9 protein-coding genes are annotated in these 12006 nt (G+C 61.4%); 2 read left to right on the top strand and 7 right to left on the bottom strand.

Annotation, left to right across the window (positions count from 1 at the left end; translation table 11 throughout):
• The first annotated feature begins 244 nt into the window (after window positions 1-244).
• Entirely contained in the window at window positions 245-967 is a 723-nt protein-coding gene (gene lexA, locus BSY16_RS06045) for a transcriptional repressor LexA (RefSeq protein ID WP_069061403.1), read from the top strand.
• 100 nt (window positions 968-1067) lie between these two features.
• On the opposite strand, the gene BSY16_RS06040 is transcribed toward lexA, so the two are convergent.
• Window positions 1068-3515: a ComEC/Rec2 family competence protein gene (locus BSY16_RS06040; protein ID WP_083242836.1), complete on the bottom strand. Its 2448-nt coding sequence runs from the start codon at window positions 3513-3515 to the stop codon at window positions 1068-1070.
• Window positions 3516-3822: 307 nt separating this feature from the next.
• Here BSY16_RS06040 and gltA point away from each other — a divergent pair, with 307 nt between their 5' ends.
• Window positions 3823-5112 carry a citrate synthase gene (gltA, locus tag BSY16_RS06035; RefSeq protein WP_069058836.1) on the top strand — a complete coding sequence of 430 codons (1290 nt, stop codon included), beginning with the start codon at window positions 3823-3825 and terminating at the stop codon, window positions 5110-5112.
• Between the two features lie 29 nt (window positions 5113-5141).
• Here the strand turns inward: gltA and lpxB are convergent, their stop codons facing one another.
• From lpxB to bamA, 6 genes are read right to left on the bottom strand one after another with little or no spacing between them, the layout of a single operon-like run.
• Window positions 5142-6320, bottom strand: coding sequence for a lipid-A-disaccharide synthase (gene lpxB, locus BSY16_RS06030; protein WP_069058835.1), 1179 nt, complete (start codon window positions 6318-6320; stop codon window positions 5142-5144).
• Window positions 6317-7195 (bottom strand): LpxI family protein, encoded by an 879-nt coding sequence (locus BSY16_RS06025; RefSeq protein ID WP_069058834.1) that lies wholly within the window; start codon window positions 7193-7195, stop codon window positions 6317-6319. The genes lpxB and BSY16_RS06025 overlap by 4 nt, the downstream gene beginning before the upstream one ends.
• A 5-nt stretch (window positions 7196-7200) precedes the next feature.
• On the bottom strand, window positions 7201-8019 hold the full coding sequence (gene lpxA / locus BSY16_RS06020) for an acyl-ACP--UDP-N-acetylglucosamine O-acyltransferase (protein ID WP_171902442.1): 819 nt from the start codon (window positions 8017-8019) through the stop codon (window positions 7201-7203).
• Window positions 8016-8483, bottom strand: coding sequence for a 3-hydroxyacyl-ACP dehydratase FabZ (fabZ, locus tag BSY16_RS06015; protein ID WP_069061401.1), 468 nt, complete (start codon window positions 8481-8483; stop codon window positions 8016-8018). Before fabZ ends, lpxA begins: the two co-directional genes overlap by 4 nt.
• The gene (lpxD, locus tag BSY16_RS06010) at window positions 8476-9543 is read right to left on the bottom strand and encodes a UDP-3-O-(3-hydroxymyristoyl)glucosamine N-acyltransferase (protein ID WP_069058832.1); all 1068 of its coding nucleotides are present in this window, start codon (window positions 9541-9543) and stop codon (window positions 8476-8478) included. The genes fabZ and lpxD overlap by 8 nt, the downstream gene beginning before the upstream one ends.
• 50 nt (window positions 9544-9593) lie before the next feature.
• A complete protein-coding gene (gene bamA / locus BSY16_RS06005; RefSeq protein ID WP_069058831.1) occupies window positions 9594-11972 on the bottom strand; it encodes an outer membrane protein assembly factor BamA in 2379 nt (792 codons plus the stop codon).
• Window positions 11973-12006 lie beyond the last annotated feature (34 nt).

Genomic DNA, 12006 nt, shown 5'->3' with positions numbered 1-12006 from the left:
AAAAAAGTCCCAAGTAATCCCGCGAAGACCAAGGCTTCGACCGGCTCGCATTTCGCAAGAGATGCGCTAGGTTGTGGCGTCGCCTTCCGCGGCCGAGAACAAAGGGCAAGAAGCGCCGAAGGCGTTCAATTACTCAGCGCACTGCCTGTCATAACGCTTCTGTAGGTGCGGGCCTCTTGCAGAACACATATGGAACAGATAGTGTATGTTCTATATTTGTTTCGCGATTCTGGGGTGGACGGCGATGTTGACACGTAAGCAACAGGAACTTCTCTTGTTCATCCATGAACGGATGAAGGAATCCGGCATACCGCCGTCGTTCGATGAAATGAAGGATGCTCTGGATCTCGCCTCGAAATCGGGTATTCACCGGCTCATCACGGCGCTTGAAGAGCGTGGCTTCATCCGGCGATTGCCAAACCGCGCCCGCGCCCTAGAAGTGATCAAACTTCCGGAGGCCTATTCGCCCAGCCTTCAGCCGCGGCGCGGTTTCTCCCCATCGGTCATCGAAGGAAGCCTTGGCAAGCAGCCGGTGCCGGCCGCTCCGCCCCAGCGGACGTCGAGCCAGGCAGACATGCCCTCCTCCGTTTCCGTGCCGGTCATGGGACGCATCGCCGCGGGTGTGCCCATCTCGGCGATCCAGAACAATACCCATGAAATCACCGTGCCGGCCGAAATGATCGGTGGCGGGGAGCATTATGCGCTGGAGGTCAAGGGCGATTCGATGATCGAGGCCGGCATCCTCGACGGTGACACCGTCATCATTCGCAATGCGAACACTGCCAATCCCGGTGAAATCGTCGTGGCGCTGGTCGATGACGAGGAAGCGACGCTGAAGCGCTTCCGCCGCAAGGGCGCATCCATCGCGCTTGAGGCCGCCAATCCGGCCTATGAAACCCGTATTTTCGGACCGGACCGCGTCAAGATTCAGGGCAAGCTCGTCGGGCTTATTCGCCGCTACCATTAAAGCGTGTCGCGTAAACGCGTGCGGCGGTTTAGCAATAACGCCTGCAAAACATCGAGAAACCAAGGCTTGGGGAGTGAACTTGAGAGATCACGACGCGCTGTCATCCGCTCGCTTCATAGGTACCACTACGCCAATCATAGGTGCGGTGTCGTGACCAGGGGCGATGAAGCGTTTCAACAGCCGGGGTGAAAAGGGCGTCGGAGAGGGCAGAGTTTGCGGGATCGGCCGCCGGCTGGATTTCCAGGGCGCCGGTTTGCCTCAGATGGCGAACCGTGATGAGGCGTGCACCTGAACGGCAAGCTTCCAAACGGATTGCGACGGGCACGATGACGAGGTCTGCACCGTCGCAGGCCGTACCGAGGAAGGCGAGGTCCTCCAGCGCCACGATGCGCCAACCGCTGGGGGAAATGGCGGCACAGAAGGCTTTTGTCTCGCAGATGAAGCTGTCGTGAGTGCGGGCTGTATCGAATGCTGCGGCCATGGCCGCCTTGGCCTTCTGTCGGTCGGCTTCGCGGCGGGGTCGTTTCTGCCTGGCCGTAGTGGCAGGGTCCTCCTTCTCGATGTTGACTGTCAGGCCGCTCGTCTTGCGTAGCTCGGGTTTCAGCAGTGTTTCGAGGCGAAGGGCGCGCCGCCATTGCGCATAGATGAAATCCGGTGGCCGTGCGCGGTTGGTCGCTGCTTTCTCGCCACGCAGAATGGCGACCAGGCGGCCATCTTCCGACACGAGAATCTCCGGCCTTGTGCCTCCAGCGGGCCAGCAGGCGACAAGGATTCCGACGACGACGAGAAGCGTGCCGGCATGGCGCAGTCGGGTGCGCAGGAGGCAGACGAGGCCGCTGCCGATGCCGATGAGCAAGAAGGCGGTTGCAGGGATGCGGCCGGTGACGATCTCGCCCTTCCAGCCGGCTACCCATGTCGACAGCGTGATCATCCACTCGATGCCTTTGCCCATGATCGCGAAGGGAATGGCATCGAGGCCAAAGGGCATCAAAAGCACGGCGATCAGACCGAAGGGCATGACGATGGTGCTGATCACCGGCATGGCCAGCAGGTTGCCGGCAAGCCCATAGGCTGGGATTCGGTGAAAATGGCCAATGGAGTAGACCAGCGTCGCAAAGCCGCCGATCAGCGAGGAGAGGATGAGCCCGCCGATGAAGCGGCCGGCAGCGCCGCCGAACAGCGCAAACGGCCCTCCCCGGCTTTCGCGCTGGATCGGACGCTCGCGCCACGCGGCGTAGCCGGCCACGAGGCCCAGCGTTGCGGCATAGGACATCTGAAAACCGGGATTCGTCACGGCAGAGGGCGTGACCAGCAGGATGAGGATGGCCGAGATCGCCACGTTGCGCAGGCTGATGGCCGCGCGCCCGAACAACACGGCGACGAGCATCACGCAGATCATGATCCAGGAGCGCACGGCCGAAATCGCGCCACCCGAAACGAGAATATAGAGCGTCACCATAACCAGGGCGCCGACGGCCGCGAACTTCTTCGCGGGGTAGCGCTCGGCAAAACCCGGTATCAGCGCCATCAGCATGCGCGCACCGACGAGGAAGGTTCCGGCGGCGAGCACCATGTTCAGCCCGGAAATGGCAAGGACATGGGCAAGGCCCGCCTGTCGCAGCGCTTCCACCGTGTCGTCGCCAATTGCTCGCTGCTCGGCAGTGACAAGGGCCGCGGCAATGGCCCCCGCATCGCCGCCGATGCGGCCCCGAATATGCTCGGTGAGGTTGTTTCTCCAGGCGGCGATCCGTTGCCGTATTCTGTCGTAGAGGCCGGGCGCGTTTGTCGTCACGGTGGTCGGCGCGCTGTAAAAGTAGCCAACGGCGCCGGTGCCGGCGAAATAGGCATCCAAGGTGAAGTCGTTGAGCCCGGCCAATGCGGGACCGGACGGCGGGCCAAGGCGTGCGCGTCCCCCAATGCCGCCGCCGATGGCGATCGGCTCATGCCGGCTTCGGGCAAGCAGTGTCACCACGTCGGGTGCGCGCTTCAGGGTGGGCTCGCGCGTCGTTTCGAGCGCAATGCGATAGCGGACTGCACCGCGGTCGTCGCTCTCGCGAGACAGGACGCGCCCCCTCACCTCCGTGGTCACCGGCGCATCCAGGATGACGGTGCCAAGGCGGGCGGTTTCTCCGGCCGCAAGCAGCATACCGAGCGGAACGAGGAATGCAGCCCCCGCCGCGAGCGCCACGAGGCTTTCACGATGCCGCAGCCGCAAGGCGGGCCAGAGCGCCGCACAGACAAGCAGGATCAACGCATAGGGCGACGGATCCAACGCTGCGGAAAACCAGAGCGCGGCGCCCGTGCCGAGGAAGACGGGAACGAAAAGGAGGAAATGGCCGTGTGCGCGTTCCTCGGCAAAGGCGGCTGCCACCGTTTGCCGTCCGGCAAGGCGTTCGCGCAGGCGGCCGATGGCACGCAGGAGAAGAACAAAAGCCGGCCGGCGCGGCTTGTCGAGCGGCGCGAGCTCTCGGGAATCGTCGGTGGGCACGCCGTGCCAGGCATCAGCCTCGGACGCCGTCCGTCGTTCCGCGATGTCGATCCTGCCCATGGCTCGGCCCCACCCGTTCCCACTGGCATTGTGCAATCGAATGGAGAAATCTTCAATCTGCAGTACATGCCGAAAGTGCTAAGTCAGGCATAAGGGATGCGCCCTCCGCATCGTGGAAAGCACTCTCAAAAGTTGCTTGCAACTTCATGGAAAGGGTAGATATTGCGTTGCCGGAAAACCTGTTTTCGCAATGCACAATTTGCCTTTCGTATTGCTTGGCAGCATCGGACAAATGGGTTAGCAAAACGAGCATGTTCATGGATACGGCACAGCTTCGTGCCACCATTGGAAACAACGGAGGATCGTTATGACAGGAACTAGCGCGGGTGTGTCAGTCGGTGGCAAGACGGTGGACTTGCCGACGCGATCCGGTACGATCGGCCCCGATGTGATCGACATCGGCACGCTGTACAAGAATACCGGCACCTTCACCTACGATCCCGGCTTCACCTCCACTGCCTCGTGCGAATCGAAGATCACCTATATCGATGGCGACGAAGGCGTTCTGCTGCATCGCGGGTATCCGATCGAGCAGCTGGCCGAACACGGCGATTTCCTCGAAGCCTGCTACCTGCTGTTGTACGGCGAATTGCCGACCAAGACGCAGAAGGATGATTTCGACTACCGCGTCACGCACCACACCATGGTGCACGAGCAGATGTCGCGCTTCTTTACCGGCTTCCGCCGCGACGCGCATCCGATGGCCGTCATGTGCGGCTGTGTCGGCGCGCTGTCGGCATTCTATCACGACTCGACGGACATCACTGATCCGCACCAGCGCATGGTTGCGTCGCTGCGCATGATCGCCAAGATGCCGACGATCGCCGCCATGGCCTACAAATACCATATTGGCCAGCCCTTCGTTTACCCGAAGAACGACCTCGACTATGCGTCGAACTTCCTGCGCATGTGTTTTGCCGTGCCGTGCGAAGACTATGTGGCGAACCCGGTTCTGGCGCGCGCCATGGACCGCATCTTCATCCTGCATGCCGATCACGAGCAGAATGCATCGACCTCCACCGTGCGCCTTGCCGGTTCCTCGGGCGCCAACCCGTTCGCCTGTATCGCGGCCGGCATTGCCTGCCTCTGGGGTCCTGCCCATGGCGGCGCCAACGAAGCGGCCCTCAACATGCTCGCCGAAATCGGTTCGGTCGATCGCATTCCGGAATATGTTGCCCGCGCCAAGGATAAGAACGACCCGTTCCGCCTGATGGGCTTTGGCCACCGCGTCTACAAGAACTACGATCCTCGCGCGCGCATCATGCAGAAGACGACGCACGAGGTTCTGAGCGAGCTCGGCATCAAGGACGACCCGATGCTGGAAGTCGCGATGGAACTCGAGCGCATTGCGCTGACGGATGAGTACTTCATCGAGAAGAAGCTCTATCCGAACATCGACTTCTACTCCGGCATCACGCTGAAGGCGCTGGGCTTCCCCACCACCATGTTCACCGTGCTCTTCGCACTCGCCCGCACGGTCGGCTGGATCGCCCAGTGGAACGAGATGATCGAGGACCCGGAACAGCGCATCGGCCGTCCGCGCCAGCTCTATGTCGGCGAACCGAAGCGCGACTACGTGCCGGTTTCCAAGCGCTGACAGCGCGCCGCCGAAAAGAAAAAGCCCGGTCAGTTTTGACCGGGCTTTTTTGTTGCGAGCAGATCGAGGATGACCGCCGCCCCGGTCTCGCCAGGCGGGCGGATGGTCCGCATGCGTTCATGCACGAGATCATAGCCTTCCAGCATGGCGCGGCGTTCAGCCGTATCGACGGAAAGCCGTTCAAACCAGCGTACGAGGCTGCCCGGGCGCACCTGTTCATTGAGATATTCCGGCACGACGGTGTAATCCGCAATGAGGTTAGGGATCGCTGCTGTCCAGATCTTGATCTTGCGAAGGAAGAGGTTGGCGAGCCAGTCGAAGCGGTAGGTGGAAACGACGGGCACGCGGGCCAGCGCCAGTTCGAGAATGACGGTGCCTGATGCCGCGATCGCCGCATCGGCCTCGGCGAAAGCCTGCCACTTTTCCGCAGTCGAGACGGTGATCTGCGGCTTCACCGGCCAGTCCGCCGTCAACTTGCGCACAAGCGCTTCCTGGCGCGGCACGGTCGGCAGCGCAAACCGGGTGGCGGGATTGCGGGTGGTCATCTCGCGCGCTGCCTGGCCGAAGACTGGCAGGAGGCGAGTGATCTCGGTGGCGCGGGAGCCAGGCAACAGCAGGCAGAGAGGTGCGTCGGAAGCGTCTAGCGTCCGCACCAGGCGTGCTGCGCGGATCCGCTGGACATCGGGATCGCTGGTCAGCCGGTGACCGACATAGGTCGTTGCCGGGCCGCCGAGGCGCTCCATGACAGCAGGCTCGAAAGGCAGAAGCGCCAGGACATGGTCGACATAGGCGCGCATGCGTGGCGCGCGCTCCTCCTTCCACGCCCAGACGCTCGGGCAGACGTAATTGACCACCGGCAGGTCCGGCAGCGCCTTGCGGACGCGACGCGCGACGCGGTGGGTGAAATCCGGGCTGTCGATGATGACAAGCACGTCCGGTTGCGCGGCGATGATGGCGTCCGCCGTCTGGCGAATGCGGCGCAGCAGCGATGGCAGGCGCTTCAGCACCTGCGATATGCCCATGATGGAGAGTTCGGAAAAATCGAACAGGGAGGTGAGCCCCTGCCGTTCCAGCGCCTCGCCGCCGACGCCGACAAGCGCGATCGAACCCAAATGGGCTTTGCGCAAGGCGGCGATCAGATCGCCGCCGAGCAGGTCGCCCGATACCTCGCCGGCAATCACGCCGACTTTCAGCGCAGCTTCCGTCATCGCTGGCTCTCCGTTCTTCCCGGCAGGATGCCGGTCACGAAAAGACCGTGTGCATCGGCTTCCGCGACAAGCGCCTCACGCTCCAGCACGAGCGACCGCCCCGCCTCGATGGCGACACCGGCCAGACCTGCCGCACGGGCGCGCCGCAACGTCTCGACACCGATCGACGGCAGGTCGGCCCGGAGATCCTGTTCGGGCTTGCAGAGCTTGACCAGCACGCCCTTGCGACGTGCGGAGATACGGCCCAGGGCGCGCAACTGCGCCACGCGCTCCAGCATCGCGTCCGTGCCCTCAGCTCCTTCCAGGGCGACTACGCGGCCGCCAAGTGCCACAGCACCCTGCCCCACATCCAGCAGACCGAGCGCCAGCGCAGCAGCTGCTGCTGCAGCAATATCGGCTTCGGCTGCTGCATCCGGTTTTACGGCGCCAAGAGGGCCTTCGCTCCCCAGGAGGTTCGGCACGATGTCATGCGCACCAACGACATGCACGCCTTCGCTTTCGATCAGGCGGATGACCATCTTGAGCACGGCATCGTCACCGCCCTTCAACAGCGTGCGAACAACCGATGGCAGCGCGAGCAGTGCCTTGAACGGTGCATGGATGTCGCGCCATTCGGGGCGGCGGCGGACGGAGCCGGACAGCACCGCGCGGCCGATGCCCTTGGCGCGGAATGCCGCGCCGATACCGGCATAGTTGCCGATCGAGATCACCTGGTGGTCGAAGTCGGACCAGTCCTCTCCGGACTCATCGGTGAGCGCGAGAATATAGGGATTTTCGCCACGGGCGCGCGCCGCGTCGGCGACATAGCGTGGCAGGAGCCCTCCGCCGGCGATGATCGCCAGCCGGTCGCGTTGCTCGGACCGGCCGTCCGCCATGCCACTCAGCCCTTGTTACCCCGGTTCGGGGAGGACAGCGCACGGTCGCTGTCGGCGGCGATGAAGTCAAGGATGTGCATGACCGGTTCGCTGTCCGCATACTCGTCGCGGATCGCCGCGGCATTGACACGGATGGAGCCTTCGCCCTCAAAAATCTGCTTGAAGGCGCGACGGACCTGATGGATCGTCGCCTTTTCCATGCCGCCACGGCTCATGCCGACGACGTTGAGGCCGCCCAGAATGCCGGGATTGCCGTTCAGCATGCCGTAAGGGATCACATCGTAGGACACCCCCGAAAGACCGCCGATGAACGCCTGGCGGCCGATGCGCGTGAACTGGTGCACGGCGGAACCACCGCCGAGAATGACCCGGTCTTCGATCGTGACATGGCCGGCAAGCATGACATTGTTCGACAGGATGATGTGATTGCCGAGTTGGCAATCATGCGCGACATGCGAATTGGCGAGGAACAGGTTGTTGTCACCCACCACCGTCTTGCCGCCGCCTTCGGTCGTACCGGTGTTCATCGTCACACCTTCGCGGATAACGCACATGGCGCCGACGGAAAGCGTGGTTTCCGCCCCGTCGTGATGCACGCTCTGCGGATCGCCGCCGATGACGGCATTGGCGAAAATGCGCGTGCCGCGGCCAATGACGGTCCGCCCGGTCACGACTGCATGCGTCAGAAGCTCCACACCTTCGCCGAGAACGACCTTGGGACCGACATGGCAGAAGGGCCCGACGACGACATTCTCACCGATGACAGCGCCGTCCTCTATGACGGAAAGCGGGTGGATCTTCGCGCTGGCAGCAATCATTTTCAGGCGTCTTCCTTTTTCACGATCATCGCGCCGATATCAGCTTCCGCGACGAGTTGCCCATCAACTTTTGCGTCGCAGTGAAACTTCCAGATATTGCCGCGCTGCTTCTGCTTCGTGACGTGGTACTCGACACGATCGCCGGGCACGACCGGCTTGCGGAAGCGGGCATTGTCGATCGTCATGAAGTAGACGAGGTTCGTGCCGACACGCGATTTGCGCGCGCAGATCGCGCCCGCCGTCTGCGCCATGCCTTCGATCAGGAGGACGCCGGGCATGATCGGATGATCCGGGAAATGCCCCATGAAATGCGGCTCGTTGACCGTGACGTTCTTGATGCCGATCGCCGATTCGTCGCCGTCGATCTCGATGATCTTGTCGACGAGGAGGAAGGGATAACGATGGGGAAGCAGCGTCAAGATTTCCCGCAGGTCAGCCACGCCGAGCGTTGCCTTGGTCTCTTCACTCATCATTGCCCCCCTTTTTCTGGACTCGGGTACTGGAACGCATGGCGATCTCCGCCATATCGCGCAGGAACTCGCGCATGGGCCGCGCCGGGACGCCGCCATATTTCTCACCGGCCGGAATATCGGCGACGACACCGCTCATGGCGGCAATCTGCACGCCATCGCCAATGGTAATATGACCATTGATGCCCGACGCACCGCCGATCATGACGCCATCACCGATGCGCGTGCTGCCGGCGATGCCGACCTTGCTGACGATGCCACAATGACGACCGATGCGCACATTATGGCCGACCTGGACCTGGTTATCGATCTTGGTCCCCTCGCCGATCACCGTATCGTCCATCGTGCCGCGGTCGATCGTCGTGTTCGCGCCGATTTCCACACTGTCCTGGATGATGACGCGGCCAATCTGGACGATCTTGATCATGCCTGGCTTGAGACCCGGCGCATAGCCGAACCCGTCCTGGCCGATGCGGGCGCCCGGATGGATGATGACATCGTTGCCGATTAGCGCGTATTGCACGGTTGCACCTGCAGCGATGGTGCAGTTACGGCCGATCCTGACACCGGCACCGATGATCGCCCCGGGGCCGATGCGCGTGCCCTCGCCGATTTCGGCGCCCTTGCCGATAACAGCCATGGGCTCAACGGAAACATCAGATTCGAGGTGCGCTTCGGGATCGACATAGGCACCGGCGGCAATACCGGCCGGAGCAGATGTCATCGCCTCCGGTCGCATGGCCGCAGGGTGCAACAGTTCACCGGCACGTGCGAACGCCGTGTGGGGACGCGCGGAAACGAGAATGGCGATGTGCGGCGGAATGAGGGAAACGAACGCGCGGTCACACAGGATCGCGCTTGCTTCGCTCGTCGCGAGCTCATTGCGGAATTTACGGGAGAGAATGTAACAGAGATCGCCGCTTTTCGCCCGGTTTACCGGCGAAACAGTCCGCACGATGCGGCCAGCATGCGCTCCATCCACGAGTTCCGCCCCAAGCACCACCGCCAGGTCGCCCAGACGCATACCGTCATGGGGCGGAAAAAACCAATTGTGTTCCATCACGCGATGACTCCAGAACGTCCGTTTTGCGCAGTTCTGGACTGCCCGTCTTAGAACTGGGTCGCAATGCCGAACTTGAAGCGCTGCGTCTCGTCGAAGTCTTCCTTCTTGACCGGGATCGCATAGTCGAAACGCAACGGACCGAACGGCGATGCCCAGATGATGGAGGCACCGACCGAGGCGCGCAGCGTCATGTCCGTGCCCTTGACCTTGTCGTCAAAGTCAATGGTGCCGCTTTTGAAGGTTTGGTTGACCTTGACATCGTTACCGTAGACCGTGCCGGCATCGGCAAAGAACGCACCGCGGAAGCCAGCGTCACGTGGCACGAACGGCAGCGGGAAGGATGCTTCGACAGAGGCCGTGAAATAGGTCGTACCACCGAGTGCATCACCCGTCGACGTTGCCCGCGGGCCGATCCCGCTGGATTCAAAGCCACGCAAGTCGCTTCCCGACAGGTTAAACTGGTCATAGACCTTGGTGTCACCAAAGCCCCACATATGGCCGCCGCTGATGGCGATGGAGCCGATGACGTCGGCATTGTCCAGCAGCGTATGGTAATAACGCGCCTTACCGGAAATCTTGTAGTATTCGGAATCGCCGCCGATTCCCGCAAATTCCTGCGTGACCTGGGCAAAGATACCATCTCGCGGCAGTGTACGATCGTCGATCGTATCAAACGTCATGCTATGCGCGATTGCCGAACGAACCCAAGGACCATTGTTGACCACATCCCAGTACGGGCTGGACAATTCTTCTCTGTCATCCGGATCATCGAAGTCCAGCGAGGTTTTGTAATCGAGCTTTGCATAGCTGTAGCGGAACGTGGTTGATAGGTCTTCCGTGATCGGAGCCGTTACACGCAGGTTAAAGCCGCGCGTATTCAGGTCATAGAAGTCTTCACTGTCGTCTTCGTTGCTGAAGAGGTCAAAACCGGCCGCAAGGCGGTAGCCAAGGAAATAAGGCTCCGTGAACGACAGATTGTAGTCGCGGGAATTCTCACCTGCACCGGCAGAAACGCGAATGTATTGGCCACGGCCAAGGAAGTTTTTCTCTTCGACCGAAGCCTCGAGCTTGATCCCGCCCTTGTCACCCGTTTCATAACCGACACCGATACCGAACGAGCCAGTTGACTGGTCCTGAACATCGACAACCACGACAACGCGATCAGGCTCACTGCCTGGCGCTGTAGAAATGTTGACGGTCGAGAAATAGCCAAGCGCTTCAAGACGACGTTTCGCGCGGGCGATGACGTCCTGATTGAAAGCGTCGCCTTCACCGATGTCAAACTCACGACGAATGACGTAGTCACGCGTACGGGTGTTGCCGCGGATTTCGATGCGCTCAACATAAGCGCGCTCTCCCTGATCGACCAAATAGTCGACAGCGATTGTGCCTGTGCCTGGGTCACGGTTACCGCGCGGCGTCACGCGGGCGAACGGGTAACCCTTCGCCGCAACCCGCTGGGAAATCTCGGACATCGTGTCCTGGACATCCTTGGCACGGTACGTTTTACCCGGACGGGATTCGATCAGGCCCTGCAGCTCTTGAGAATCAATGCCTTCGACGGTCGATTCAACATTCATCTGGCCGAAGTCATAACGCTGGCCTTCGTCAACCGTGAAGGTGATGACATATTCGTTCGTCGCCTCGTCAAGGACGGCCTCGGCCGAAACGATGCGGAAGTCGGCATAACCGTTGTTGAAATAGAACTGGCGCAGAGTTTCTTCGTCCGCGCGCAACTTGTCTTCGTTGTAGACATCCTTGCGGGTCAGGAACGACAGGAAGTTCGACTTCTTGGTGATGATGACGGACTGCAGACGGCTGTTGCTATAGGCCTGATTGCCGACGAAGTTGATCTGCGAGATCTTCGTGCGATCCCCTTCATCGACGACGAAGGCAAGATTCACACGGCCGTTGCCGAGCGGATAGGTCTCCGTGGTGACGGTTGCGTCGCTACGGCCGATACTTGCGTAAGCTTCGCGGATTATCTGGATGTCCGCTTCGACAGCGGTTTGGCTAAACGGACCAAGCGCCTGCGAGCGAAGCTGCGGCAGAAGCTTGTCGTCCTTGATCTTGCGGTTGCCGTTGACGACGACCTGGTTGATCAGCTGGTTCTCGTTGACGGTGACGACGAGCGTGCTGCCGGAAACGGTGATCTTCACATCAGAGAAGTAGCCGGTCGCAAACAGTCGACGCACGGACGCATCGATGTCCGTATTCGAAAAATTCTTGCCGGGGGTAATCGTGACGTTGGCTTTTACCGTATCAGCGCTGACACGTTCGGCGCCGCGCACCTGAATGCTGCGGATGACAGCCGCTTCAGCAGCAGTCGCGGAGACAAGCGTGGCAAAAGAGCCGCCCGTGACAACCATACTGGCCGACAATGCAACGGCCGACACGGCGTTCAAAAAGTTTGAACCAGCTTTCATCTTCACTACTTACCTTCGTTTCAACGTCCCGGCG

Source organism: Sinorhizobium sp. RAC02 (genome assembly GCF_001713395.1).
Lineage (GTDB): Bacteria > Pseudomonadota > Alphaproteobacteria > Rhizobiales > Rhizobiaceae > Shinella.
Note: the sequence above shows the minus strand (reverse complement) of the source record. Positions and strands in the feature narration are given on the sequence as shown.